This window comes from Pseudoflavonifractor sp. MCC625, assembly GCF_018784545.1.
Classification (GTDB): Bacteria; Bacillota; Clostridia; order Oscillospirales; family Oscillospiraceae; genus Pseudoflavonifractor_A; species Pseudoflavonifractor_A gallinarum.
Map to the genome: position 1 here is coordinate 21,120 of NZ_WQOJ01000048.1, position 24,774 is coordinate 45,893.

General features: G+C 60.5%; 25 protein-coding genes. 6 read left to right on the top strand and 19 right to left on the bottom strand.

Annotated features, from left to right (window positions below; all coding sequences use genetic code 11):
* Window positions 1–39: 39 nt before the first annotated feature.
* Together GPK94_RS14465 and GPK94_RS14470 are read right to left on the bottom strand one after the other, a co-directional pair.
* A complete protein-coding gene (locus GPK94_RS14465) occupies window positions 40–1,638 on the bottom strand; it encodes an MBL fold metallo-hydrolase (protein ID WP_101692328.1) in 1,599 nt (532 codons plus the stop codon).
* Window positions 1,639–1,693: 55 nt separating this feature from the next.
* Window positions 1,694–1,906 carry a hypothetical protein gene (locus GPK94_RS14470; protein ID WP_101692329.1) on the bottom strand — a complete coding sequence of 71 codons (213 nt, stop codon included), beginning with the start codon at window positions 1,904–1,906 and terminating at the stop codon, window positions 1,694–1,696.
* Window positions 1,907–2,174: 268 nt separating this feature from the next.
* Here GPK94_RS14470 and GPK94_RS16335 point away from each other — a divergent pair, with 268 nt between their 5' ends.
* Both GPK94_RS16335 and GPK94_RS14485 read left to right on the top strand, forming a co-directional pair.
* Window positions 2,175–3,152, top strand: coding sequence for an S-layer homology domain-containing protein (locus GPK94_RS16335; protein WP_346728043.1), 978 nt, complete (start codon window positions 2,175–2,177; stop codon window positions 3,150–3,152).
* Window positions 3,109–3,735: a hypothetical protein gene (locus GPK94_RS14485; RefSeq protein ID WP_215656137.1), complete on the top strand. Its 627-nt coding sequence runs from the start codon at window positions 3,109–3,111 to the stop codon at window positions 3,733–3,735. The genes GPK94_RS16335 and GPK94_RS14485 overlap by 44 nt, the downstream gene beginning before the upstream one ends.
* 117 nt (window positions 3,736–3,852) lie before the next feature.
* Here GPK94_RS14485 and GPK94_RS14490 read toward each other — a convergent pair whose 3' ends face one another.
* The 3 genes from GPK94_RS14490 to GPK94_RS14500 form a co-directional block, all read right to left on the bottom strand.
* Window positions 3,853–4,059 carry a PspC domain-containing protein gene (locus GPK94_RS14490; RefSeq protein ID WP_101692331.1) on the bottom strand — a complete coding sequence of 69 codons (207 nt, stop codon included), beginning with the start codon at window positions 4,057–4,059 and terminating at the stop codon, window positions 3,853–3,855.
* A gap of 145 nt (window positions 4,060–4,204) precedes the next feature.
* Complete coding sequence (locus tag GPK94_RS14495; protein WP_215656138.1) at window positions 4,205–6,340, bottom strand: HAMP domain-containing sensor histidine kinase; 2,136 nt, start codon at window positions 6,338–6,340, stop codon at window positions 4,205–4,207.
* Window positions 6,341–6,361: 21 nt separating this feature from the next.
* A complete protein-coding gene (locus GPK94_RS14500) occupies window positions 6,362–7,063 on the bottom strand; it encodes a response regulator transcription factor (protein ID WP_101692333.1) in 702 nt (233 codons plus the stop codon).
* 291 nt (window positions 7,064–7,354) lie between these two features.
* On the opposite strand from GPK94_RS14500, the gene GPK94_RS14505 reads away from it, so the two are divergent.
* Both GPK94_RS14505 and GPK94_RS14510 read left to right on the top strand, forming a co-directional pair.
* The gene (locus GPK94_RS14505; protein WP_252192669.1) at window positions 7,355–8,425 is read left to right on the top strand and encodes a P1 family peptidase; all 1,071 of its coding nucleotides are present in this window, start codon (window positions 7,355–7,357) and stop codon (window positions 8,423–8,425) included.
* Entirely contained in the window at window positions 8,418–9,734 is a 1,317-nt protein-coding gene (locus GPK94_RS14510; protein WP_215656140.1) for a sodium-dependent transporter, read from the top strand. Before GPK94_RS14505 ends, GPK94_RS14510 begins: the two co-directional genes overlap by 8 nt.
* 43 nt (window positions 9,735–9,777) lie before the next feature.
* On the opposite strand, the gene GPK94_RS14515 is transcribed toward GPK94_RS14510, so the two are convergent.
* From GPK94_RS14515 to GPK94_RS14530, 4 genes are all read right to left on the bottom strand, one after another.
* Window positions 9,778–11,088, bottom strand: coding sequence for a [Fe-Fe] hydrogenase large subunit C-terminal domain-containing protein (locus tag GPK94_RS14515; protein WP_215656141.1), 1,311 nt, complete (start codon window positions 11,086–11,088; stop codon window positions 9,778–9,780).
* A 31-nt stretch (window positions 11,089–11,119) separates the two neighbouring features.
* Window positions 11,120–11,542 carry an ATP-binding protein gene (locus tag GPK94_RS14520; protein ID WP_101692337.1) on the bottom strand — a complete coding sequence of 141 codons (423 nt, stop codon included), beginning with the start codon at window positions 11,540–11,542 and terminating at the stop codon, window positions 11,120–11,122.
* A 5-nt stretch (window positions 11,543–11,547) separates the two neighbouring features.
* Window positions 11,548–11,889 carry a DRTGG domain-containing protein gene (locus tag GPK94_RS14525; protein WP_101692338.1) on the bottom strand — a complete coding sequence of 114 codons (342 nt, stop codon included), beginning with the start codon at window positions 11,887–11,889 and terminating at the stop codon, window positions 11,548–11,550.
* A 227-nt stretch (window positions 11,890–12,116) separates the two neighbouring features.
* Entirely contained in the window at window positions 12,117–13,304 is a 1,188-nt protein-coding gene (locus tag GPK94_RS14530; RefSeq protein ID WP_235964114.1) for a DEAD/DEAH box helicase, read from the bottom strand.
* Window positions 13,305–13,598: 294 nt separating this feature from the next.
* On the opposite strand from GPK94_RS14530, the gene GPK94_RS14535 reads away from it, so the two are divergent.
* The gene (locus tag GPK94_RS14535) at window positions 13,599–14,675 is read left to right on the top strand and encodes an ATP-dependent 6-phosphofructokinase (RefSeq protein ID WP_101692339.1); all 1,077 of its coding nucleotides are present in this window, start codon (window positions 13,599–13,601) and stop codon (window positions 14,673–14,675) included.
* Window positions 14,676–14,741: 66 nt separating this feature from the next.
* Here the strand turns inward: GPK94_RS14535 and GPK94_RS14540 are convergent, their stop codons facing one another.
* From GPK94_RS14540 to GPK94_RS14555, 4 genes are all read right to left on the bottom strand, one after another.
* Window positions 14,742–16,469 carry a phospho-sugar mutase gene (locus tag GPK94_RS14540; RefSeq protein ID WP_101692340.1) on the bottom strand — a complete coding sequence of 576 codons (1,728 nt, stop codon included), beginning with the start codon at window positions 16,467–16,469 and terminating at the stop codon, window positions 14,742–14,744.
* Window positions 16,470–16,584: 115 nt separating this feature from the next.
* On the bottom strand, window positions 16,585–17,067 hold the full coding sequence (gene rlmH, locus GPK94_RS14545; RefSeq protein WP_215656142.1) for a 23S rRNA (pseudouridine(1915)-N(3))-methyltransferase RlmH: 483 nt from the start codon (window positions 17,065–17,067) through the stop codon (window positions 16,585–16,587).
* A gap of 30 nt (window positions 17,068–17,097) precedes the next feature.
* On the bottom strand, window positions 17,098–17,886 hold the full coding sequence (locus GPK94_RS14550; protein WP_186963113.1) for an MBL fold metallo-hydrolase: 789 nt from the start codon (window positions 17,884–17,886) through the stop codon (window positions 17,098–17,100).
* Between the two features lie 100 nt (window positions 17,887–17,986).
* Window positions 17,987–19,282: a UDP-N-acetylglucosamine 1-carboxyvinyltransferase gene (locus GPK94_RS14555; RefSeq protein WP_193535894.1), complete on the bottom strand. Its 1,296-nt coding sequence runs from the start codon at window positions 19,280–19,282 to the stop codon at window positions 17,987–17,989.
* 396 nt (window positions 19,283–19,678) lie between these two features.
* Here GPK94_RS14555 and GPK94_RS14560 point away from each other — a divergent pair, with 396 nt between their 5' ends.
* Complete coding sequence (locus GPK94_RS14560; RefSeq protein WP_101692344.1) at window positions 19,679–19,876, top strand: alpha/beta-type small acid-soluble spore protein; 198 nt, start codon at window positions 19,679–19,681, stop codon at window positions 19,874–19,876.
* A gap of 65 nt (window positions 19,877–19,941) precedes the next feature.
* On the opposite strand, the gene obgE is transcribed toward GPK94_RS14560, so the two are convergent.
* The 6 genes from obgE to GPK94_RS14590 all read right to left on the bottom strand — a co-directional run bounded on the left by obgE (window position 19,942) and on the right by GPK94_RS14590 (window position 24,752).
* Window positions 19,942–21,219, bottom strand: a complete 1,278-nt coding sequence (gene obgE / locus GPK94_RS14565; RefSeq protein WP_101692345.1) for a GTPase ObgE — start codon at window positions 21,217–21,219, stop codon at window positions 19,942–19,944.
* Between the two features lie 149 nt (window positions 21,220–21,368).
* Window positions 21,369–21,653 (bottom strand): 50S ribosomal protein L27, encoded by a 285-nt coding sequence (gene rpmA / locus GPK94_RS14570; RefSeq protein ID WP_101692346.1) that lies wholly within the window; start codon window positions 21,651–21,653, stop codon window positions 21,369–21,371.
* A 48-nt stretch (window positions 21,654–21,701) separates the two neighbouring features.
* The gene (locus GPK94_RS14575; RefSeq protein ID WP_186963114.1) at window positions 21,702–22,028 is read right to left on the bottom strand and encodes a ribosomal-processing cysteine protease Prp; all 327 of its coding nucleotides are present in this window, start codon (window positions 22,026–22,028) and stop codon (window positions 21,702–21,704) included.
* 7 nt (window positions 22,029–22,035) lie between these two features.
* Complete coding sequence (gene rplU, locus GPK94_RS14580) at window positions 22,036–22,347, bottom strand: 50S ribosomal protein L21 (RefSeq protein ID WP_101692348.1); 312 nt, start codon at window positions 22,345–22,347, stop codon at window positions 22,036–22,038.
* A gap of 159 nt (window positions 22,348–22,506) precedes the next feature.
* Complete coding sequence (locus tag GPK94_RS14585) at window positions 22,507–23,724, bottom strand: M20/M25/M40 family metallo-hydrolase (protein ID WP_215656143.1); 1,218 nt, start codon at window positions 23,722–23,724, stop codon at window positions 22,507–22,509.
* Window positions 23,725–23,732: 8 nt separating this feature from the next.
* Window positions 23,733–24,752: an ABC transporter substrate-binding protein gene (locus GPK94_RS14590; RefSeq protein WP_215656144.1), complete on the bottom strand. Its 1,020-nt coding sequence runs from the start codon at window positions 24,750–24,752 to the stop codon at window positions 23,733–23,735.
* Window positions 24,753–24,774 lie beyond the last annotated feature (22 nt).

A 24,774-nucleotide genomic window follows, 5' to 3' on the forward strand; every position in this document is an offset into this window, starting at 1 on the left:
AAGGAGCGGGGGCCGGTTTTCTGTTGTTCCCGTGTATGCTCAGCGATCCCACTTGTCGATGAGAGCGCGGAGCTGATCGGCAAATTTGGCCAGGTCCTTGTTGGCGCCGCCCCGGTTGTGGGCGATGACCTCCATCAGGCGGCGGCCCGTCTCCTCCAGACGGCGATAGGCCGGGGAGGCCGAGTCCGCCACATAGACCGGCTTGGACTCCAGCACGATGCCGGGCGCCACGATCCGCCCGGTCAGCAGATCATAGACCTCCTCATAGTTGGCCGAGTGGGCCGAGAAGCCCCGCTCCCGCAGGGTCTGGGCATAGATCTCGGTGACATCCTTGTCGCCGTGGACCACAAAGACCTCTTTCGGCTTGGGCTCAAAGGCGCCGATCCACCGCAGCAGGCCGTCCCGGTCTGCGTGGGAGGAGAGGCCGTGGAAGTTGACGATGCGGGCCTTGACGGCGATCTCTTCGCCGAAGAGCTTGACCGACTTCACCCCGTCCAGCAGACGGCGTCCCAGGGTACCCTCGCCCTGATAGCCCACGAAGACCACCGTACACTCTTTTCTCCACAGGTTGTGCTTGAGGTGATGGCGGATCCGGCCGGCGTCGCACATGCCGGAGGCCGAGATGATGACCTTGGGGGTCTGATCCAGGTTCAGATTTTTGGACTCCTCGCTGGTCTCCGTAATGTTGAGTCCCGGGAAGCGGAAGAGGGCCCCGCCCCGCAGGGCCTCAATGGCCTCTTCATCCAGATAGCCGTGCAGGTCTCCGGAGAAGATCTTGGTGGCCTCACCGGCCAGCGGAGAATCCACATAGACCGGGAAATTGGGGACCGATTTCACCATGTGCTGCTCCTTCATCTCCCGGATGAAATAGAGCAGCTCCTGAGTGCGGCCCACAGCAAAGGAGGGGATCACCACATTGCCCCCCTGGCCCAGTGTCTCGTCAATGATCGCGGCCAGCCGCTCGGTATACTCGGGGTCCTCCTCCATATCGTGGTTGCGGTCGCCATAGGTGGATTCCGTGAGGACATAGTCGGCCTCCCGGATATACTGGGGATCCCGGATGATGGGCTGGTCCCGGTTGCCGATGTCGCCCGAGAAGACGATCTTCCGTGTCTCATCTCCCTCGGTAAGCCACACCTCTGCGCTGGAGGAGCCCAGCAGGTGCCCGGCATCGGTAAAGCGCACCTTGACGCCCGGCTCAATCTCCAGCACATCCCCGTACTCACAGGTCACCACATGGGAGAGGGCCGCTTCGGCGTCCGCCACCGTATAGAGGGGTTCCACTAGCTCCTTGCCCGCGCGCTTGCCCTTCTGATTCTGCCACTGGGCGTCGCTCTCCTGGATATGGGCCGAGTCCCGCAGCATGATGGAGAGCAGCTCTCCGGTCAGGCGGGTGCAGTAGATATTTCCCGTAAAACCCTGTTTGACCAGCAGCGGGATCCGCCCGGAGTGGTCGATGTGGGCATGGGTCACAATGACATCGTCGATATAGCCGGCGTTAAAGTCCAGCTCCCGGTTATCCCGCTCGTCCCGTCCCTGCTGGAGTCCGCAGTCCACCAGAATTTTCTTTCCGCCGCACTCTACACAGTGGCAGCTTCCGGTCACCGCCTTGGCTGCGCCAAAAAACGTCAGTTTCATACCCCGCCTCCTTGTACATTTTGTACAATCATTGTACCCTATTCCGCCTCTTATGTCAATCGCAGCTGTGGAGAGCTTCCTCCAGGCGGCGTTCCAACGCCCGGTAGGAGGGGCAAAAGACCTTTCGCCCCACGGCCCGGGAGAGGGCCTCGTTCCAGAACGGCAGGGGGTAACGCTCCCCCTCCTGTAAGACCAGCAGCGTCCACAGCCACAGGGGAGAGGGCTTTGCCCCCAGCCGCTCCAGCCGGGCAAGGATCGGATTTTCCACACCATATCACCTCTTGGCAGTCTATGATACCCGGCACAGCGTGGTCGACTGTCCCGGTATTGTTTTAAGCACACTACTATGCAGCCTGCATATTGTATCGAAGTCCTCCATTCAATATAATGAAATAAATTTAGAAGGAGGTATTTTTCTATGAAAAAAAGGCGCCTCATCCATTTGGGCATCCATACTCGCCGGTGCCCTGTGTCTCTCTCTTTTCCCCGCAACCGCACTGGCCGCGGAGGGAAGCCTGTCCAATTTTAAACGTACCATTCCCTATACCAGCGGACAATTCACAGACGTATCATCCGATGCGTGGTACGCCGAAAGTGTACGCTCTGCCTGTGAATTTGGCCTGCTCTACGGCAGCAGTGCAACCACGTTTACGCCCTCCGGAAATGTGAGTCTTGCCCAGGCCATTGCCCTGGCCTGTCGTCTTCATAGTATTTACTATGCGGACCAGGCCGTATTCTCAAACGGAGCCACCTGGTATCAGCCTTATATTGACTATGCCATTCAGAATGGGATCCTGACTGCCGGCACCTATTCCGACTACAATGCAAATGCGACCCGCGCCCAATTTGCATCCATTCTGGCCGCTGCGCTGCCGGAATCTGCCCTCGCCCCCATCAATGACATTACTTCCATCCCCGATGTCTCCGCTGCGGACAGCTATGCCGACGCCGTCTATCGCCTCTACAATGCCGGCATCATCAAAGGAAAAGACCGCTACGGAACCTTTGCGCCGGAAAGCTCAATCCAGCGCGCCGAGGCGGCCACGATCGTCACGCTCATGGCCGACCCTTCCATGCGCACATCCTTCACGCTGGACTTCAAACTCACACCGCAGGCCCTGCAGGGTGTTTGGCGCTATGAGGAGCGGGACCCCGATTCCGACTACGTGGAATACCGGGAGCTGATCTTTGACGGGGAAGAGTCCATCCGCATTTTCTACCACGAAAATTATAGCGGCATAGATCACACTGTTCCTAAAACCGGCTATGATCTGTATAGCCGCGGCCGGGTGACCACAGAAGAGAAAGCTACCTTCACCAATCCGAATGCCTCGGCCGCCGCCTATGCGCAGTGGGGTATCTTTACCAATGATTTTGTGGACTGGCGGGGCAGTGGTGACGCCAAACGCCTTACTGGGCGGATCAGTGACTATGTATCGGAACTCAATTTGGAGGAGGGGGTATCTGGTCTTGGTAGACATGGCCTATGTCTCTCCCACATATCGCCGCTATGAGCGTGTCTCCACCGAGCCGGTCTCCGATCTGCGTACCGGTGCGGAAAGCCAGATCAAAAATCTGGACGCACTTCTCGCCACTCCCGTTCCTACCCCAAATCCCGAGCCGGAGACGCCGGAAGAACCGGTGCAGGCGGATCCCATCTCCTTCGGCACCATATCTCTTCAGTATATCTATGACCGTCTGAAATTCCCCAGCACGATGAACGTGGTGGAGATGCGCTATGGTCCCTATGACCGCGTTGCCTACTATGCCAATCTGCCGGATTGGACCAAGCCCAGCGGAAATATTCTCAGCCTGAACCATGATTACTATGTGATCAAAGTAACGCTTCAGGCCGCCAACTCCCTGGGCGCCCTGGTCACGGATACCTATGTATTCCTGTTTGACCTGACCACTGGAAAAACGATCTATGACTTTGAAAATTGGGCCCATGAGCGGGTGGAAATGTCCTGGGGCGCCACCAAGTCGGAATACATGAGTCTGGAAAGTGAAGCGCTTTTCCTGGCCGCCTCCGTAAAATTCCAGCTCTTTACGGAAGAGGAGACCCAGAGCATTGTTCGCACCGTTACCTCCGGATAAAGAAGCACACTGTTCTGCAAAAAAATTTGGCCCCCGCTCCTAACGGAGCGGGGGCCTTGGCATATCCATCCAAAAATGCTGGCAACCGTATTTGATTTGGGTCCGAATTCCTCCCGCTCAGCTTCCCGGGTAGAGGGTGCTTTTACGGGGCAGGAGGAACGCCGCGATGAGATAGAGGATCAGCGCCGCCCCCTTGAACCACATCAGCAGTACCATCACCACCCGTACGAGGGTGGGGTCCAGGTTAAAATACTCGGCAATGCCGCCGCATACGCCAAACAGCAGGGCCTCCCGGCCCTCTGTCCGATAGAGCTTCTTTTCCATGAGCTTGATCTCCTTCCATAGGGTGCAGGGACACATCCGCCCTTCCGCACCGTTTTCCTTGTCTCTAAGATACCAGACGAGCGTTAAAGGATCGTTCGTCCTGTCTTAAAATTGGATAAAAAGGAGATAAAGAATCTCTGATGCCTCACAAAAGCATCTCGGATTCCCCACTCTGTTCCGGCGGGGAGAGGGGCTCCTCAGGCGCGGCCGGCAGCGAGACCTCCGCTTTGAAGAGATCGCCGTCAATATCCAGCCGGAAGGAACCGCCCTGAAGCTCCGTCAGGCTCCGTGCAATGGAGAGTCCCAGTCCGGAGCCCTCCGTACTGCGGGCGGTGTCGCCCCGCACAAACCGCTCCATCAGCTGTTCCGGCGGGAGATTGAGGGCTGCCCGGGAAATATTCTTCACCGTCAGAAATACCCGCCCATCCCGTGCCGACAAATCCAGGTAGACCCGGGTGCCGCTCAGGGCATATTTACAGCAGTTCCCCAGCAGATTGTCAATGACCCGCCACAGGTGGCGGCCGTCGGCCAGAATGACCCGGCTGCCATCGCCCTGGTCCAGTACAGGGGTCAATCCGGCCTGGGCAAATTTCTCCTCATATTCTCCCATGGCCTGCTGCACCAACTGTCCAAAGTCCAGCCGCTCCAGCGACACGGGCAGTGTCCCCGTGGAGGCCTTGGACGCCTCCACTAGGTCCTCCGTCAGCTTTTTCAGCCGCTGGGACTTCCGGTCCAGCACCTCCAGGTACTCCAGGGCCTTGGGCTCGGTGATCCCCACCTTTTTGAGCAGATCCACATAGTTGATGATGGAGGTGAGCGGGGTCTTGAGGTCGTGGGAGACATTGGTGATAAGCTCGGCCTTGAACCGCTCGCTCCGCAGCCGTTCCTCCACCGCATGGGTGATGGAGACCCCCAGGGCGTTGAGCTGTTGGGCGTGCTCTTTCAGGTCCCGGTACATCCCCCTGGTGTCGATCTGCACCTCGCTGCCTCCGCTGACGATCTCCTCCGCCGCGCTCCGGATCTCCTTCCACTGGCGCACCCACCGGCAGATGCCCCAGAGCACCAGTCCCTGATAGACCGGAATCAGAATGATGGTCGCTCCGGTCAGCACAGTGCCCACCAAATAGAGCAGGAAAATCCACACGGCCCGCCGGGTGATGGGCCAGTGGAGCATCACCTCCCGGAAGAAATGCCCCACCCTGGCGCACAGATGCCAGCACAGGGTATTGCGCAGCAGAATCCCGTTTTTCCACCGCTTCATGGTGCTCATAAGCGCCGCCAAAACCAGGCCCACTTCGGCCATGGTCAGCACGCCCAGGCCAATGACCGCCCGGAGAGAAAGCCCGTGCTGGTTGATGTTGGTGGTGATGGGATCTCCCGCCGCCTGCGGGATGCAGAAAAGGAAGCTCGCCCCCAACAGGTAGAGCTCATAGGGGATCCTGTCCTGCCAGGAGAGGGGCAGCATTTGACTTTCCTCGGAACAGAATGCGATGCTCCTCCAGAGCCACACCAGCCCCACCAGGGTCAGTGTCAGGGAGATGAGACACAGCACCGTGACCGGTCCCAGCCAGTTCTGGATCCCGTCATAATTCTCCTTCGCCGTCCAGATGGAGTCCCGCACGGTCAGGGGATCGGTCACACCGCTCTCCACCACCAGGCTCGCGGTGTGGACGCGGCTGTCCTGGTCCTCGGTCCAGATCCACCGCTCCATGTCTGTGTCGTAGGAATAACCATATTGTCCCGCTCCGGCTGCGTCTGCCGGGACCACGGGACTGAATTCCACATACTTTTCTCCGGTCCAAACCTGGAGGATCTCATAACTGTCGGTATTGTCCCAGCGGCTTTGATCCTCATTGTACAGCTCATCCCCCTGGGTCACCGTAAAGGAGTAGGTATCCTGTCTGGCCAGATCGTCCAGGGTCTGCTCCTGATCCAGATTGCTCCACAGGATGGTCCCGTCGTCCAGCCGTACCCGGAAGCGGTAGTTGGTCTGCTCCGCCCGGAGCTTTTTCTCGATCTGCTGCAGCTGGAGCTCTTCCAGATATTCCAGGTCCTGTCCCCAGGTCTCCCGAAGGCGCAGCATCATGCCCTGCTCCACCGTTGCCCGGTAGGGCCACAGGGCGCTATACAGGCTGCCGCTCTGATAAAAATCACCGGCGGACCACAGATCGTCCCACCGGGACACCAGCAAAATACTGGACCAGAAGGCCAGTGCGCCGCACACGATACACAGTGCAGCGGCACAGCCCTTCCGAAATCCTCTGTTATGCTTTGCCCCCATGGGCGCCCCTCCCGTTCACGTTTAGATTTTTTCCATTTTATAGCCCAGTCCCCACACCACTTTGATGTACCGTGGGTTGGCCGGGTCGATCTCTACCTTCTCGCGCAGGTGCCGGATGTGTACCGCCACCGTGTTCTCCGAGCCCAGCGAGGGGTCGTTCCACACCTGTTCATAGATCTGCCCGGTGGAAAAGACCCGCCCGGGGTGCTTCATCAGCAGAAGAAGGATGTTGTACTCGATGGGGGTGAGGGAGACCCGTTCCCCATCCACGGTGACCGACTTGGCATTATCGTCCATCGTAATGCCGCCGTTGGAAAAAACGGCGCTGTTGTCCTCCGCCACCTTGCTGCGTCCCCCCAAGGTCGTGTACCGCCGCAGCTGGCTCTTGACCCGGGCGATGACCTCCACCGGATTGAAGGGCTTGGTGATATAGTCATCGGCGCCGATGTTGAGGCCCAGGATCTTATCCGTATCCTCGCTCTTGGCGGTGAGGAGGATGATGGGGATATTCGTGCTCTCCCGCAGCTTGGCGGTGGCCCGGATGCCGTCTAGATTGGGCATCATAACGTCCATGAGAATCAGATGGATGTCATGCTCCTTCACCATCTCCAGAGCCTCCAGTCCATCATAGGCCTTTACGGTAGCATATCCCTCGCTGGTCAGATAAATATCCAGGGCCGAGACGATGTCGCGGTCGTCATCGCAGATGAGAATGTTATACATGGCGCAGTTCCTTTCTCCTGATTGTAGTATACCGCCCCTTTTTTAAGAGACGGAACGGAAGTCTTTTAAGAAGCCTTTAAATTTCTCCATCGGATACGTCCCCATTTTACCCTATCTGTGGGAGAAAAAGCAATGGAAAGCCCAATCCCTCTTTCCACAGCACTTTTACACAGTAGCACACCTATGTATTTATGTTTTGCGCTGCTAAAATCTTCGATTGACTTTCCGCATCCTTTCCGGGATAATAGGGGAGGCAACACCCCATTTGCTTTACCAAAGGAGGAACCGACCTTGCATCAGCTCCGTGCGGCCGACTACGGCCTGTGTGTGGGCTCGCTTCCCAAGGGCCCCCACAACCGCATCACCGATGTGCCCGGCGTCACGGTGGGGCACTGTACGGTGGATACGCCCGCCCATAAGACGGGGGTGACCGTCCTCTTTCCCTGTCCGGAAAATCCCTTTGTCCACAAGCTGCCCGCCGCCGCCTTTGTCCTCAACGGCTTTGGAAAGAGCGCGGGACTTATGCAGATCCAGGAACTGGGCACCCTGGAATCTCCCATTGCCCTGACCAATACCCTCAACGTGGGCCTGGTCCACGATGCACTGGTGGAGTACATGGTCCGCCGCTGTGACCGCGAGGGGGTGTCCATGCGCTCGCTCAATCCGGTGGTGTGCGAGTGCAACGATTCCACCCTCAATGACATCCTGCACCGGGCCGTGGGTGAGAAGGAGGTCTTCTCGGCCATGGAGGCCGCCGGGGCCGACTTTGCCGAGGGCGACGTGGGCGCAGGCAAGGGCATGGTCTGCCACGATCTCAAGGGCGGGATTGGCACCGCCTCCCGCTGCCTGGAGGTGGACGGAAAGACCTATACCCTGGGCGTTCTGGTCCTGGCCAACCACGGCAACCTGCGGGATCTGACCATCGCGGGGGAGCAGATCGGCCCCCAGCTGGAGGAGCGCCTGCGCGTGGGCCAGACCGAGGACCAGGGTTCCTGCATCGCCATCGTGGCCACCGATCTTCCCCTGGACGCCCGCCAGCTGGAGCGGGTCGCCAAGCGGGTCAGCGTGGGGTTGGCCCGGCTGGGCTCCTACATCGGCCACGGCAGCGGTGAGGTCTTTTTGGCCTTCTCCACCGCCAACGCCTACGACCCCCGCGCGGAGGAAAAAATCCGCACGGTCTCTGCCTTCCGGGAGGACTCCATGGACCTTCCCTTCCAGGCTGTGGCCGAATGTGCGGAAGAGGCGGTGCTCAACGTGCTCTTTACCGCCCGCACCGTCACAGGCAGTCAGGGCAAGACTGTCCACGCCCTGACCGAGCTTTGGACCCCAAACACTTCCCAGGAGGCTTTCACTCATGAGTAAACAGACAAAATCCGGCCAGTTTACCAGCTCCGTCGGCTTCGTGCTGGCGGCGGTAGGCTCCGCCGTGGGCATGGGGAACATCTGGCTCTTCCCCTACCGCGTGGGCCAATATGGCGGCGGCGCCTTTCTCATCCCCTATTTCCTGTTCGTGGCCCTGTTCAGCTATGCGGGCCTGTCCGCCGAGTTTGCTCTGGGCCGTCTGACCGGCACCGGTACCTCCGGCTCCTTCGACTATATCCTCAAGCGCCGGGGACTGCGGGGCGGCTCCTTCATCGGTATCATGCCGCTGGCCGGTGTGCTGGGCATCGCCATCGGCTACTCGGTGGTCGTGGGCTGGGTCCTGCGCTACTGCGCCGGGGCTATCACCGGCTCGGTCCTGCAGGGAGACGCCCAGGCCTATTTCGACACCCTAGCCGTGGACTTCGGCTCGGTCCCCTGGCACATCATCGCCGTGGCTCTCACCGCGCTCATCCTGATCCTGGGCGTCGAGGGCGGTATTGAGAAGATCAGCAAATTCATGATGCCCACCTTCTTCGTCCTCTTTGTCATCATCGCGCTCCGGGTCTTCTTCCTGCCCGGCTCGGCAGGCGGATATGCCTACCTCCTCAAGCCGGACTGGAGCTATCTGGCCAATCCCAAGACCTGGATCTACGCCATGGGACAGGCCTTTTTCTCCCTGTCCATCAACGGAGCCGGAATGCTGATCTACGGCAGCTATATGCGCAAGAATGAGGACATCATCAAGCACTCGGGCTACACCGCTATCCTGGATACCATTGCCGCGCTGCTGGCCGGCTTTGCCATCCTTCCCGCGGTCTTTGCCTTCGGCATCGACCCCACCAGCGGCCCCTCCCTCATGTTCGTCACCCTGCCCCAGGTCTTTCAGAAGATGCCCGCCGGACAGCTCTTTGCCATCATCTTCTTCATCTCGGTCTTTTTTGCCGGAATCACCTCTCTGGTGAACATGATGGAGGCGTGCAGCGAGGCCCTGTCCAACCGGCTGCACTTCTCCCGTACTGCCGCTGTGGTCACCATCTCGGTCATCGTCTTCGGCGTATCGGTCTTCCTGGAGTCCCTGCCCAAGATGGGCTCCTGGCTGGATGTGGTCACCATCTATATCTCCCCCTTTGGCGCAGTACTGTGCGCGGTGTTCATCTATTTCCTGCTGGGAATCGAGCCCCTGCGGGAAGAGCTCAACCGCGGCCGTCTGAAGCCGCTGGGCCGTTCCTTCCCGGTCATCGGCTATTTCTACGTCCTGGTTTCCGCCGTAGTTGTGATCTGCGGTATTGCCATGGGCGGTATCGGTTAATCAAAAAGGCGCTTACCCAGTTGGGTAAGCGCCTTTTTTGCCTTTATTCTGTTTCCGCCTTTTTTTGCCGGAAGGGGGGAGGGAGATAGACATCGGTCCCGCCCGGTCCGGCCACATCCCGCATACGCTCCCGTACCCGGAAAATGCAGTCGTCCAGAGAGGCCCGCCCCAGCACCACATCCTCCGCAAAGGCATGGCAGTTGGGTGCGCCGCAGGAACCGCAGTGCAGTCCCGGCAGGCGGGACTCCAGCGCTTCGATCCGCAGGTGCTTGGCCATGGCCTCCGCCCGGTCTTCATCCAGACGGAAGGCAGGACTATACTGAAGGATCCGGCTGAATTGCAGATCCTTCTCCTCCTCCTGACCCAGGGGCTGGACGCACCGGTCCACCGGCTGCTGCTTCATCATCCGGCGGATCCGCATACGGGCGGCATATGGGTTCTCCACAGTCAGACAGCCGCCCACACACCCCTGGGTACAGGCCGAAAGCTCGATGAACTCCACCTCGGGCTGGCGGCCGTCTTCAATCTCCTCCAGCATCTGGATGGAATTCTCAATTCCATCCACCGCCAGATACTTATTGGACCCCCGCGCATGACATTCCCCGCTGCAGATGGCCACGCCGATTCCGGTTGCACCGGCCGAGAGCATAGGCTCCGGCTCTTCCAGCAGCTCCATGGCCCGCAGCAGCGGGATATAGATGTCACGGATCGCAAAAGCGCCGTCCAGCACCGGGGACTCCAGTCCCTCCGGCCGGTGGCAGGCCGTGGCCTTGGCCGGACAGGGGACGATGGCAAAGACCCCGATTTCCTCCGGCGGCAGTCCCGTTTCCTTCTCCGCCTCCCGGCGGGCCAGGGTGGCCGCCAGCTCCATGGGCAGGATGAGGGGGTCAATGTGCTCAATGAGCCGCGGGAAACGGATGCGGATCAGCCGCAGGATGGTGGGACAGTTGGCCGAGATCAGGGGCACGGGGCTTTTCTCCTCCGTCCCCCGGCGGGAGGTGTATTCCGCCAGCAGCTCCGCTGCTTTGGCGGCCTCAAAGACTTTATGAAAACCGATTTTTTTCAGTCCGTTCAGCACCAGGTCGATGTCCCACATGTGCTGAAACTGACCATAGAGGGCAGGTTCCGGGATTGCTACACAGTAACGGTAGTCACGCAGCCGCTCCAAATTATCGCTCACCGATTTAATGGCGCGGTGGGGGCACACCTGGATGCAGCGCCCACAATCGATACACCGGTCCGACAAGATCAGAGCCTTTCCCCGCCGGACCCGGATGGCCTCGGTCGGGCAGTTCTTGATGCAGGTCGTGCAGCCCCGGCAGCGGTTCCGGTCCAGGACAACAGAGTGCTTCATCGCAGTATCAACTCCAGGTTCCACGCAGGCATCATCCGATCTTGAGCTTCATGGTGACCACGGTCCCTTTGCCCACCTCGGTCTCAATGTTCATCTCGTCAGAGTAGCGCTTCATATTGGGCAGGCCCATACCGGCGCCAAAGCCCAGACTGCGCACCTCGGGGCCGGCGGTGGAATACCCCTCCTCCATGGCCTTTGCCACGTCGGGGATGCCCGGACCCTCGTCGATCATTTTCAGGACGATCTGGTCCAGCGTAACCTCCACCTCGGCGCGCCCGCCGTTGGCGTGGATGACCATGTTGATCTCACCCTCATACATGCAGATCGCTGCCTTGCGGATGACATCGGACGGAAGGCCCAGCTTCTTCAACGTCATCTTCATCTTGCTGGAAGCCTCACCAGCCTCGATGAAGTCGCCTCCCTCCACAGGGTATACCAATTTAACAGGTTCCATCGGATCTAATTCCCCCTTAATCCATTGCTGTAAAGTAGCCCGCAGGCGCTGTACATACGCTCGCCGCAGGTCATGACCACAATGCCACGCTCCTGCGCCATCTGAATAATGTCCTCATCCGGGCGCTTGCCCCGGACAAAAACGATGCACTTGATGTCCGTCATCTCTGCCGTACGCACCACCTGCGGGTTGACCAGACCGGTCAGCAGCAGATTTTGGTTATGGACAAAGGCCAGCACATCGCTGAGAAAGTCGCTTCCGCAGGCAGAAACGACCTCCTGATCTAACCGGTCCTCTCCACAGAGAACAATGGCATTGAGGACCTCCTTAACCTGATGCAGTTGCATAAAAAGACCTCCGCTTCGTGGAATATATTGAAAAGTAAACTTGGAGTTCTAGCTATTTGGTATTTTACCACAGAACGCCGAACGGTGTAAAGAATTTCTTCATAGAAGTTGACACAAAGCGGTAAAATCTCCGAAAAAGCAAATCTTTTTCCGTAATTCGGAATCCTAAGCAAAATGGCTGTGCCCGCGGCATCGCCGCGGGCAGCTCTGCTTCCTTAAAAGACGGCTTACGCCTTTTCCTCCACCAGCATCAGGCATCCGTCCTGGTCATAGCGCAGGCGCTGGATCTCGGCCTTGGTATTGCTGACAATACTGTCCATCCGGATCCCCTCGGTGATGTTGGCCACAAAGGTATAGGCCACTCCGTGGCGCTTGGCACGGCCGGTCCGGCCGATGCGGTGTGTATAATTCTCCATCTCATCGGGCACATCATAGTTAAAGACCGCATCCACATCGTCGATGTCCAGTCCCCGGGCCGCCACATCGGTGGCCACCAGTACCCGCAGCTCGCCCTTCTTGAACTTGTCCAGGGTACGCTCCCGCACCCGCTGCTGAATGTCCCCGTGGATGGCCTCGCAGGAGATCCCACGCATCTTCAGAAGCCCCGCCAGGCGGTCGGTCATGTTCTTGGTATTGCAGAAGGCGATGGCCCGCTCATACCCGCCGTGGGTAATGAGAGCGGCGATGGTATCCAGCTTCTGCTCCCGGTTGTCCAGATCGATCCGGTACTGCTGGATGTCGGGCTTGGAGTCCTCCACCGGGCGGACGGTGATCTCCACCGGGTCGCGCTGGTAGACCCAGGAGATATCCATGACCTCCCGGGAGATGGTGGCCGAGAACATGCCCATATTCTTCCGGTGCTTGATCTGATCCAGGATGCGGGTCACATCCCGCACAAAGCCCATGTCCAGCATCCGGTCGGCCTCATCCAGCACCACGGTCTCCACCTTGTCCAGCCGCACGGTGCGCCGCTTCATATGGTCCATGAGTCGGCCCGGAGTGGCCACCACGATCTGGGGCCGCTTCTTGAGCTGGGTGATCTGCTTTTCAATGGGCTGTCCGCCGTAGAGGCAGGCCACCCGCACGCCCTCCTTGAAGGCACACAGATCCCGCAGCTCATCCTGGATCTGAATGGCCAGCTCCCGGGTGGGGGCCAGGATCAGTCCCTGCACATCGGTGGATTCCGGGTCGATATGCTCCACCATGGGAATACCGAAGGCAAAGGTCTTGCCCGTTCCCGTGGGGGCCTTGGCGATCACGTCTCTCCACTGCATGAAGTAGGGGATGGCACCCGACTGCACCTGTGTGGCCTGCACATAGCCCTTCTTCTCAATGGCCTTCATTACGGCCTCGGAGAGCCCGAGGTCGGCATAGTTGGACAGGCCTTCCACCTGTTCGCCGTTGATTTCCATCATAATACGTTCCTTCCTTTCGCTGTGCCCGATTCAAGGTCCCCATCCATCGGCACACACGTCCGGAACGCCGTTTTCCCGGCGCGACCTCAAATCACAGGGAAGGTTTCTCCCCCGGCTCATTTGCATTCCTGCAATTTTTTAATTGTAACATATAAGGCGATTTTATGCAACTAAAGCCGGGGATTTCCGTGCATTTCCCGCCATAATCTCCCTTCGGGGCTTGACAGGAAACGACCAGACTCCTATGCTGAAGAAAAGCGGACGGAGCGATACAGAAAAGGAGGCATACAGCCAATGAAAAAACGAGTGGGTATCCTCACCTCCGGCGGGGACTGTCCGGGTCTCAACGCCACACTGCGGGGTGTTGCCAAAGCGCTCTACCAGCGCATGGGAGATCAGGTGGAGATCATCGGCATTGCAAACGGCTATCACGGCCTGATCCATGGAGACTGGCGGGTCATGGAGCCCCGGGAGTTCTCAGGCATCCTCACCGTGGGCGGCACCATCCTGGGCACCCGGCGCACCCCCTTCAAGCTCATGCGGGTGGTGGGGGAGGACCAGGTGGACAAGGTCGCCGCCATGAAGCAACACTATCAGGAGATGAAGCTGGACTGTCTGCTCTGCCTGGGCGGAAACGGTACCCACAAGACCGCCAATCTCCTGGCGGAGGAGGGGCTCAACATCATTGGCCTCCCCAAGACCATCGACAATGACATCTACGGCACCGACGTCACCTTCGGGTTCCACTCCGCGGTGGACATCGCCACTGAGGCCATCGACCGGGTGCACACCACCGCCGGCAGCCACAGCCGCTGCATGGTGGTGGAGCTGATGGGCAACAAGGCCGGCTGGCTCACCCTCTATGCCGGCATCGCCGGCGGCGCGGATATCATCCTCATTCCCGAGCTGCCCTATACCATCGAAAATGTCTGCGCTGCCATCGAGCGCCGGGCCGCCCAGGGGAAGACCTTTTCCATTCTGGCCGTAGCCGAGGGCGCTATGGATGCCTGCGAGGCCCGCATGAAGAAAAAGGAGCGCGCGGCCAAGCGGGCAGAGGCGGGCTATACCACCGCCACCAACCGCATCGCCAAGCAGATCGAGGAGCTGACCGGGTTTGAGACCCGGGTCTGCGTCCCCGGACACATGCAGCGGGGCGGCAGTCCCTCCCCCTATGACCGAGTGCTGGCCACTCAGTTCGGCTCCTACGCCGCCAAAATGGTGGAGGACGAAAACTACGGCATTACCATCGCCATGAAGAACAACCATGTGGGTGAAAATAAGCTCAAGGATGTGGCCGGCAAGAGCCGCCTGGTCCCAGAGAGCCACGGCATGCTGGAGGTGGCCCGCCGCATGGGCATCAGCATGGGCTGAACACACAGGGAAGGACCCGGGGCAGAAGCGATACTTCTGCCCCGGGTCCCTTTGTTTCTGTGACTCTTAGCCCTTCAGGCTCTCGGCCCAGGCGGCATACTTGGCCACCTTCTCGTCACACACGGCCTTGTCCGCGCCGTTGGCCAGGATATAGACCTTGACCTTGGGCTCGGTGCCGGAGGGACGGACGATGATGCTGGTGCCGTCGGCCATCTCATAGCGCAGCACGTTGGAACCGGAGAGCTCCATGGTGCTCTTGGCACCGTCGGAGACCCGGACCACGCTGCCGTCCTTGTAGTCCTTCTGCTGCTCCACGGCCACACCGGCGATCTCCACCGGGGGATGCTCCCGCAGGCCGGCCATCAGGTCAGCCATCTTCTTCAGGCCGTCCAGGCCGGGCATGACCAGGTTGAGGGTCTTCTCCCCGTAATAGCCGTACTTCTCAAAGCATTTCTGGAGGGCGTCGTACAGGGTCATGCCCTGTCCGGCATACCAGGCCGCCATCTCGGTGAGGAGCAGGGCGGCGGTGACAGCGTCCTTGTCCCGGACATAGTCGCCCAGCATATAGCCGTAGCTCTCCTCGTAGGAGAAGATGACCTTCCCCTCGCCGGAGGCCTCCAGCTTGTTCTTCTTCTCGGCCATGAACTTGAAACCAGTAAAGGTATCAAAGCACTTCACGCCGTTGGTCTCGGCCACCTTGCGGGCCATCTCGGTAGTGACGATGGTCTTAAGGGCCACCGCATTGGCGGGCAGCGTACCCGCGCGCTTCCGGGCCCCGATGAGGTAATCCAGCAGCAGCACGCCGGTCTGGTTGCCGGAGATGACGATATACTCGCCCTGGTCGTTGCGGACCATGATGCCCACCCGGTCGGCGTCGGGGTCGGAGCCCAGGATGAAGTCGGCGCCTTCCTTCTTGGCCAGCTCCACCGCCAGGTAGAATCCCTCGGGATTCTCCGGGTTGGGGGAGACCACGGTGGGGAAGTTTCCGTCCACCACCATCTGCTCCGGTACGCAGAGCACATGCTTCATGCCCAGACGGCGCAGCGTCTCAGGAATGAGCTTGTAGCCTGTCCCATGGAAGGGGGTGTAGACCATCTTGAAGGTGTCCGCCACCTTCTCCACGGCGGCCTTGTCGTTCATCTGGCCCATGACATTGGCGAGGAATTTCTCGTCGGTCTCCTCTCCCATCAGGGTGATCATGCCCTTGGCCACCGCCTCATCGTAGTCCATGCGCCGGATGGAGGTGAAGAGATCCAGCTCCTCCATCTTTTTCGCAATGGCCGCGGCGTGGTGGGGGGGCAGCTGGGCGCCGTCGGCCCAGTAGACCTTATAGCCGTTGTACTCCTTGGGGTTGTGGCTGGCCGTGACGTTCACGCCGGCAATGCAGCCGTACTCCCGCACCGCGAAGGACAGCTCCGGGGTGGGACGCAGGGACTCGAACAGGCGCACCTTGATGCCGTTGCCCGCCATGACGCAGGCGGTCTCCCGGGCAAACTCCTGGGAGTGGTTGCGGCAGTCAAAGCACACCGCTACACCACGCTCCACGGCCTCGCTCCCCTCGGCCAGGATGACCTCGGCAAAGGCCTGGGTGGCATGGCGGATCACGTGGATATTCATCTGATGCAGGCCCACGCACATGGTGCCCCGCAGGCCGGCGGTGCCGAACTCCAGGGGGGCAAAGAAGCGGGACTCGATCTCTTTTTCATCATTGGCAATGCTCTGGAGCTCAGCCTTCTCCTCCTGGGAGAGGGCGGGGCTGTTCAGCCACTGCTCATATCGTTCACGATAGGACATGGGAAGGACCTCCAATCCATTGATTCACAAGTATAGACGGGCTCTGACATGGTTATTATAGCGCAAAAAGGCCGCAAATTCCAGCCGAATTTTAGGACTTTCTCCAGAAAGGTCCTTATTTATGATAGCTGGACCCCTCATTGATCTTGAAGCCGCGGTAGATCTGCTCCAGCAGCATGACCCGGGCCAGGTGATGGGGGAAGGTCATGGGCGACATGGAGAGCTTGACCCACGCCTGGGCCTTGATGGAGGGATGCAGACCGTAGGAGCCGCCGATGAGAAAGACCAGATGCTTGGCGCTGTTCTGGCTCCAGTCGGCCAGAAGCCGGGCCACCTCCTCGCTGGAGCGGAGCTTTCCCTCCACGCACAGGGCAACCAGGCTGGCGCTGGGAGGGAGCTTGGCGCGAATGGCGTCGGCCTCCTTTTCCAGCGCGGCGTCGATCTGTCCCTGGGAGGGGTTCTGGGGCAGGCGCTCCTCGGGTAATTCCACCACCTGGAGCTTACAGTACCCGGACAGGCGCTTGACATACTCGGCGCAGGCCTCCAGGTAGAATTTTTCCTTCAATTTCCCCACACAGATGATGTGCACACTCAGCATGTTCTCTTCTCCTCTTGGCACAGTATGTACTCAGACCACATAGGTCTGTCCCACTTCGGCCCGGGGGGCCACTTCCAGCCGCACATCCCGGCCCACGGCCGCCCCCTGCCGCTCCAGCGCGGCCGAGACCGTCTCATAGGCCCGGGCAGGGGTGTTGTTCTCCTTGGAGAGGTGGGCCAGCAGTATGGTATTTGCTCCCTCCCGCACGGCGGAACAGATGAGCTCGGCGCCCGCCTGGTTGGACAGGTGGCCCCGCTCACCCAGCACCCGTGCTTTCAGAAAATAGGGATAGGGGCCCGACTGCACCCACTCCACCTCGTGGTTGGTCTCAGCCACCAGCAGGTGGCTGCCCTTGATCCCCCGGCGCACCTCCTCGGTGGGACAGCCCAGGTCGGTGACCACTGCCGCCTTCCGCCCGCCCGCCGAGAGGGCATAGCCATTGCTCTGAGCCGTGTCGTGGGGGGTGGCAAAGGTCTCCACGGCCACGCCGCCCACCTCAAAGGATACCCCCGGGGTGAAGGCATGCATCCGGGCCTCCAATGTGGGGATGCGGCAGCACAGCGCCCCTGCCGTGCCGTGGCTGGCATAGACGGGGAAGGAGAGCTGTTTGGCCAGCGTGGTCAGGCCGCAGATGTGGTCGGAGTGCTCATGGGTGACCAGCACGCCGGACAGACTCCCGGGATCGATCCCCAGCCCTTTGAGGGCCGTTGTGATCCGCCGGGCCGAGATCCCTGCGTCCACAAGGATATGGGTTGTGCCATCCGAGACCAGCGTGCAGTTGCCGCTGGAGCCGCTGGCCAGTGTCGTCAGTGTCAGCAAAAAAATCGCTCCTACTTTCTATGGTCCAAAATCCGAAAAAAGGGGCGGCGGAAATCCGCCGCCCCTCAGTGCGTCAGCATTCTCGTTGGAAAAAGGCCGGTCAGCCCGCAGTGGCCTCGCTCTGCTCCTCATCGGGAGTGATCACCACGCGGATATCCGCGCCCACCCCGGAGAGCTTGCGGACAATGTCCTCATAGCCCCGCTCAATGTGGTGGATGTTGCTGATCTCAGAGGTGCCCTGGGCCGCCAGAGCGGTGATGATCATGGCGGCACCCGCCCGCAGGTCACAGGCGCGCAGCCGGGCTCCGGTGAGCTTCTCCACACCCTCGATGACCGCGATCTTGCCGTCCACCTGGATCTGTGCGCCCATACGGCGGAACTCGTCCACATAGCGGTAACGGTTGTCCCACACGCCCTCGGTGACCACGCTGGTCCCCTGGGCCAGGCAGAGCACTGCGGCAATCTGGGGCTGCATGTCGGTGGGGAAGCCCGGATAGGGCAGGGTCTTGACGTTGGTACGGGTCAGCTTGCCGGTGCGGCGGACCAGCACTGCGTCGTCCCGCTCCTCCACGTCCACGCCCATCTCTACCAGCTTAGCGGTGATACACTCCAGATGCTTGGGGATGACGTTCTTAATGAGAACCTCACCGCCCGCGGCCGCCACGGCGGCCATATAGGTGCCCGCCTCGATCTGGTCGGGGATGATGGAGTACATCCCGCCGCCCAGACGCTCCACGCCGCGGATCTTGATAACATCAGTACCGGCGCCCATGATGTCGGCGCCCATGGAGTTGAGGAAGTTGGCCAGGTCCACGATGTGGGGCTCCTTGGCGGCATTCTCAATGACCGTCAGGCCCTCGGCCAGAGTAGCCGCCAGCATGATGTTCATGGTGGCGCCCACCGAGACGATATCCATATAGACGGTGGTTCCGGTCAGCCGGCCGCCCTTGGCCTTGGCGTGGATATAGCCACCCTTTACGTCCACATCGGCCCCCATGGCCACAAAGCCCTTGATATGCTGGTCGATGGGACGGCCGCCCAGATCACATCCGCCCGGCGGGGGAACCTCCGCGCTGCCGAAGCGGCTGAGGAGGGCCCCGATCAGGTAGTAGGAGGCCCGGATCTTGCGGGCCAGTTCCTCCGGGACCTTGGAATTGTGGATATGGCTGCAATCAATGTCCACCGTCGTCCGGTTGACGGTGCGCACATCGGCGCCCAGATCCTGAAGGATATTCAGGATCAGCGTAACGTCGCTGATCTGCGGGATATTTTCGATCCGGCAGACGCCGTCCACCAGCAGGGTGGCCGGGATAATGGCAACGGCCGCGTTCTTCGCGCCGCTGATGGAAATCTCACCAAAAAGCGGTTTCCCGCCGTGAATCACATACTTTGTCAAGACCGCACCTTCTATTCTCCAGTCCGGGAGGACCCGGCAGTAAAACGGCCGGACGAATTGCGCCCGGACCCATCATTATGTCATGTTCCCGGCGGCCGAAAGGCCGCCCATCTCAATGCTAAGATATTATAGCATCATACCCCTGTAAAATCAAAACAATTTTCTTCAAAAACAAAAAGAGTCTGAACCCTTCTCTTTATAACTATACCAAAAACATGCCCCATAGAAACGCTTTTTATGCTACGCGTCCAAATGAAAGCAATTAGTGACGGCTTGAGGCTGTTTCCAGTTTTACTATGAATTAGCAATCAAGAAAAACACATAGAAATCGCCTTCGGGGCAAAGCTATGTTCGGATTCTCAATCCAAATAAACAACACGTAAGGAGATGCATGTTATGTCTACCAATTCTAATCAGCCTTCTGTCCCCAATGCCCGCGAGGCCCTCAACAAGTTCAAGATGGAGGCCGCTTCCGAAGTCGGCGTCAACCTGAAGCAGGGCTATAATGGCGACCTGACCAGCCGTGAGGCCGGTTCCGTGGGCGGCCAGATGGTCAAAAAGATGATCCAGGCCTACGAGAACTCCATGAAGTAATCTTTCCCCAGATACGGACCTGTCATAGATGGAGCCGGGCGGCAAATGCCGCCCGGCTCCGTTTTTTATTTCTGATATTCAAATTCCAGGTTGTAGAGGGAGACGATATCCCCGTCCTGAATCCCCATCTCCTCCAGCCGGTCATAGAGGCCGGACTGGCGGAGCATCTTGTCAAACCAGCTTCTGGACTCGAAGTCCCCGAAGTTGGTGTTGGCCATCAGGCGCTGGAGCCAGGGGCCCTCCACGATCCAGGTGTCGTCCTCATGGCGGATGTCCAGCGGCGCGCTGGTATCCACCTGGGTGGGCCGCTCCACATAGGTGGGCTCATAGACCGTGATGGGGGGCAGGTCCTGCAGCTCCTTGGCTGCGGCGAACATCAGCTCCCGGGTGCCCTGGTGGGCAGCCGCCGAGATCTCAAAGAAGGGCATGCCCAGCCCCTCCACATGGGCCTTGAGGGCCTCCAGGCCGGTACGGTCGGCGGCGATGTCCACCTTGTTGCCCGCCACGATCATCCGGCGGGAGGCCAGCTCGGGGGAGTACTCCTGGAGCTCGGCCTGGATGGCCTCGAAGTCGGCCACCGGGTCACGGCCCTCGCTGCCCGACACATCCACCACGTGGATGAGCAGGCGGCAGCGGTCCACATGCCGCAGGAAATCATGGCCCAGGCCGGCGCCCTCACTGGCGCCCTCGATGATGCCGGGGATATCGGCCAGGATGAAGGACACCCCCTCGTCCACATACACCACACCCAGGTTGGGGAAGAGGGTGGTAAAGTGGTAGTTTGCGATCTTGGGTTGGGCCTTGGACACCACCGAGAGGAGGGTGGACTTGCCCACGTTGGGGAATCCCACCAGGCCCACATCGGCCAGGAGCTTGAGCTCCAGAATCACGTCCCGGGTCTGACCGGGCAGGCCAGCCTTGGCAAAGTTGGGCACCTGGCGGGTGGGGGTGGCAAAATGCTTGTTGCCCCAGCCGCCCTTGCCGCCCCGGGCCAGCACAAAGGGCTCGTCCCCGGACATATCGCAGATAATCTCCCGGGTCTCAGCGTCCCGGACCACGGTGCCGCGGGGGACCTTGATGATGAGGTCCTCGCCGTCCTTGCCGGTGCAGCGCTTGCCGGAGCCGTCCATGCCGTTTCCGGCGCTGTACTTTCTCTTGTAGCGGAAGTCCATCAGCGTGGACATATGCCCGTCCACCTGAAGGATGATGTTGCCGCCCCGGCCGCCGTCGCCGCCGTCAGGTCCGCCGGCCGCCACATACTTCTCCCGGTGGAAGGCCACCGCGCCGTTTCCGCCGTTGCCGGAGCGGACGGTGATCTTCGCGGTATCAATAAATTGAGGCATCGTAAAATCCTCCTGTTCTATCAGTGGGCGGACAATGTCCGCCCCTACACGGTTTCTCTTCGGTAGGGGCGCACATTGTGCGCCCACGGTCCTATCTTACAAAAAGAGCCCCGAACGGTTTCCGTCCGAGGCTCTCTCATACCCGATTGTTACTGGGCGATCTCCACGATGGAGACCTGCTTGCGATCCTTACCCAGACGCTCGAACTTGACCTTGCCGTCCTTCAGAGCGAACAGAGTATCGTCGCTGCCCTTGCCCACATTGACGCCGGGGTGGATGTGGGTGCCGCGCTGACGGACGAGGATGTTGCCAGCCAGAACGAACTGACCGTCGCCGCGCTTGACGCCGAGACGCTTGGACTCGGAATCACGGCCGTTACGGGTGGAGCCGACGCCCTTCTTGTGGGCGAAGAACTGAAGACCGATTTTCAGCATTGTCGTACACCTCCAGACATGTGTGTCGATGATGCGCGATGGAGAAGGTCAGTCCTCCTCCACCACGAGAATGTGTTGCGGATACTCCTCGTGCAGCTCGGTGAGGTAGAGCATCAGCGCTGTCAGAAGGGTCTGACAGGTGCTCTCGTTGCTCTGGCTCAGGCCGCCGGGGAGCCGAAGGGAAACGCTGTCCTCCCGGACCTTGACCGAGGCCTCCAGACCGAGCACGTCGTTGACGGCGCACTCTGTCATGCGGATGGCGCTGGTCACCGCCGCGCAGACGATGTCGCTTCCCGCTTCAGCGTAGCCGCTGTGGCCCTGGGCGGTAAAGCCCACCACGCGGTCGCCTTCCATGCGAAAGGATATGGTAGTCATATCCGGATTACACGGAGATCTTGCCGATGGTCACCTTGGTGTAGGGCTGACGATGACCCTGGCGCTTGTGATAGCCCTTCTTGGGCTTGTACTTGAAGACCATGATCTTCTTGCCCTTGCCGTTCTTCACCACGGAAGCGTCCACCTTGGCGCCAGCCACCACGGGGGTGCCGAAAGTAGCCTTCTCGCCGTCGATGACAGCCAGGACCTGATCAAACACGATGGCGTCGCCAGCCTCGTTGGGCAGCTTCTCGACGAAAATGGTATCGCCCTCCGCCACCTTGTACTGCTTGCCGCCGGTCACAATGATTGCCTGCATTCTGATTTCACTCCTTCATAACGGACTCGCTCTCAGGGGCGGGAAGAGGGGGGACCCCGCTTCCGCTTGCAAACCCAGTCAAAGCGGCTCTAATAGTATATCAATGCCTCTTTGTATTGTCAATCATTTTTGCGAATATATTCTGTTTTCCCTCCATTTTTACGCGCAGGGGTTCCGGAGCGCCCCCTTCTGCCGGGGCAGCAGCCCCAGGGTCAGCGCGCACAGGGCGGTGCGCTGGCGAATGGAGGGGATGGACACCCGCTCCCGGGTGGTGTGGATATCCTCGGCCAGGGCGGAGAGGGCGTCCACCGTGGGCACCCCGAAGGTGCTCAGGTAGGCCGCGTCGGTGGCGGAGGGATCGCTGATCTCCCGGGCGGTGAGGCCCAGAAGGCGGCAGGGCTCCTCCAGGAGCGTCCAGGCCCGGTGGTTGGCCTCCCCCGGCTCCATGGCGGGGAAGAGGGTGCGGTACTCCACCTTCACCCTGCACCCATCTACCGTGACCTGTCCCGCCATGGCATCCAGCTTTTCCTGGATGGCGGCAAAGTCCCGGTTCTCCGGAATGCCCGCACAGCAGAACTCTCCCCGGGCCTCTCCGGCCACCACACCGTTGGGGCGGCCGCCTGAGATGGGGGCCACATTGAAATAGATCCCCCGCTCCAGGTCGTTGAACCCATAGAGCCGGATGATCTGATGGGCCAACTCCAGCACCGCGCTGCGCCCCTCCAGATAGGCCTTCCCGGCGTGGGCCTCCCGGCCCTCCACCTGGATGGAGCCCAGGATCACGCCCCGGCGGCCGGTGACAAAGCAGGGCTGTCCCTCCCGCTCCCTTCCACCCTCAAAGACCAGGGCGCAGTCGGCTCCCGCCGCCTCCCGGCGGTAGAGCTCCCGGCCGGACTGAGAGCCGGTCTCCTCGTCACAGGTAAAGAGGTATGTCAATTCCCAGGGCGGGAGCAAACCCGCCTTTTGCAGGATCAGGGCGCCGAACAGGGAGATGAGCACCCCGCTCTTGCAGTCTCCCGCGCCCAATCCCCAGGCCCAGTCCCCCTCCACATGGAAGGGGTGTTCCGCCGCCGCGCCCAGTCCGAACACCGTGTCCAGATGGGCCGCCAGGAGGACACGGCCCTGGGCCGGTCCCTCCGGCCGCACCCGGGCCACCAGATGCTTTCCAAGGCCGGGGGCCGGAACCTCCTCGATCTGTGCTCCCAGTTCCTCCAACAGGGGACGCAGAAGCTGCCGCACCGCCTCGTTTCCCGCCTCCAGGCCGGTGCCGCTGTCCTGAACACACAGTTCACCCAGGAGAGTAAGCTGCCGTGGAAGAACCTCCTCCGCCCCGGTCAGGGCCAGATGGAGGAGAGTTTGCTTTTCCCGCTCGTCCATGGCCGCTCCTATTCGCCCAGGAGGTCCACCATGACCTCCGCCGGGTCAAAGCCCTCCTGGATCATGCCCACCGACTGGAGCCAGTCGATGTTCTCCTGCCAGACTGCCTCGTCCTGGGAGAGGAAGGCGCCGCCTTCCCGGTCCATCAGGGGCAGGAGCACATCAAAGCTCTTGCGCTCCACCGACTCGGTGAGGGGGAAGTTCTCCTCGTCCTGATTGGCCAACAGCAGCTGGAGGGCCTCCTCCGGGTCGGCCTGCATGTCGGCAAAGCCCTTCTCACAGGCCCGCAGGAAGCGGGTGTAGGTGTCCCGCTTCTCCTCCAGCTGTTTCTCTCCGGTGACCAGCATCAGGGAGTAATAGTTGGGCACCCCGTAGTCGGTGACCTTCATCACATCCATGGGGAAGCCCTGCTCCTCCAGGGCAGGGATCTCGTGGTTGAGGAAGCACCCATAGGTGGCGTCCACATTGCCGGTGGTCATGGCGCTCATCAGATCGAAGCCCACGTCGATCATCTCCACGTCCTCCAGGGACGCCCCCACGCTCTGGAGCATCTGCTCCACCGCCACCTCGCCGAAGCGGGTGCCCGAGTAGCCGATGGTCTTACCCACCAGATCGGAGGCGCTGTGGATCCCCTGCTCCGCCAGGGAGCAGACCACGGCCACCGGCTCCTGCACCACCGCGCCCAGCACCTTCACAGGCACGTCCTCGTTGGCCTTGGCGATGATGGTGTCTTCCTGGTAGTAAAAACCGATGTCGGCCTTGCCCGCCGCCGTCATGGTGAGAGGGTCGCTGGTGTTGGAGGGGAAGAGGATGTTCACCTGCAGGCCCTCCTGGGCAAAATATCCCTTTTCCTCCGCCTCGTAGAGGAAGGCGTGGACTGCGTTGGGGTACCAGTCCAGCACCACATCCACAGTCTCCAGTTCTTCCCCGCCGGCAGAGGGGGCGGGAGTCTCTCCCTGGGCCCCGCAGCCCGTGCCGCTCCACAGCAGCAGGGCGCTCAGGCCCAGGGCCAGTTTGCGTCGTCTCATGGTTCCATTTCCTTTCTGTGTC

Coding starts and splice junctions, on each gene's coding strand:
- GPK94_RS14540 (WP_101692340.1), bottom strand. CDS start 16,469: ATGTCCTATCGTGAACGATATGAGCAGTGGCTGAACAGCCCCGCCCTC.
- obgE (WP_101692345.1), bottom strand. CDS start 21,219: ATGCCTCAATTTATTGATACCGCGAAGATCACCGTCCGCTCCGGCAAC.
- GPK94_RS14495 (WP_215656138.1), bottom strand. CDS start 6,340: ATGGGGGCAAAGCATAACAGAGGATTTCGGAAGGGCTGTGCCGCTGCA.
- GPK94_RS14575 (WP_186963114.1), bottom strand. CDS start 22,028: ATGACTACCATATCCTTTCGCATGGAAGGCGACCGCGTGGTGGGCTTT.
- rpmA (WP_101692346.1), bottom strand. CDS start 21,653: ATGCTGAAAATCGGTCTTCAGTTCTTCGCCCACAAGAAGGGCGTCGGC.
- GPK94_RS14560 (WP_101692344.1), top strand. CDS start 19,679: ATGTCTACCAATTCTAATCAGCCTTCTGTCCCCAATGCCCGCGAGGCC.
- GPK94_RS14585 (WP_215656143.1), bottom strand. CDS start 23,724: ATGGACGAGCGGGAAAAGCAAACTCTCCTCCATCTGGCCCTGACCGGG.
- rplU (WP_101692348.1), bottom strand. CDS start 22,347: ATGCAGGCAATCATTGTGACCGGCGGCAAGCAGTACAAGGTGGCGGAG.
- GPK94_RS14465 (WP_101692328.1), bottom strand. CDS start 1,638: ATGAAACTGACGTTTTTTGGCGCAGCCAAGGCGGTGACCGGAAGCTGC.
- rlmH (WP_215656142.1), bottom strand. CDS start 17,067: ATGCTGAGTGTGCACATCATCTGTGTGGGGAAATTGAAGGAAAAATTC.
- GPK94_RS14515 (WP_215656141.1), bottom strand. CDS start 11,088: ATGAAGCACTCTGTTGTCCTGGACCGGAACCGCTGCCGGGGCTGCACG.
- GPK94_RS14525 (WP_101692338.1), bottom strand. CDS start 11,889: ATGCAACTGCATCAGGTTAAGGAGGTCCTCAATGCCATTGTTCTCTGT.
- GPK94_RS14510 (WP_215656140.1), top strand. CDS start 8,418: ATGAGTAAACAGACAAAATCCGGCCAGTTTACCAGCTCCGTCGGCTTC.
- GPK94_RS14535 (WP_101692339.1), top strand. CDS start 13,599: ATGAAAAAACGAGTGGGTATCCTCACCTCCGGCGGGGACTGTCCGGGT.
- GPK94_RS14490 (WP_101692331.1), bottom strand. CDS start 4,059: ATGGAAAAGAAGCTCTATCGGACAGAGGGCCGGGAGGCCCTGCTGTTT.
- GPK94_RS14530 (WP_235964114.1), bottom strand. CDS start 13,304: ATGATGGAAATCAACGGCGAACAGGTGGAAGGCCTGTCCAACTATGCC.
- GPK94_RS14500 (WP_101692333.1), bottom strand. CDS start 7,063: ATGTATAACATTCTCATCTGCGATGACGACCGCGACATCGTCTCGGCC.
- GPK94_RS14590 (WP_215656144.1), bottom strand. CDS start 24,752: ATGAGACGACGCAAACTGGCCCTGGGCCTGAGCGCCCTGCTGCTGTGG.
- GPK94_RS14520 (WP_101692337.1), bottom strand. CDS start 11,542: ATGGAACCTGTTAAATTGGTATACCCTGTGGAGGGAGGCGACTTCATC.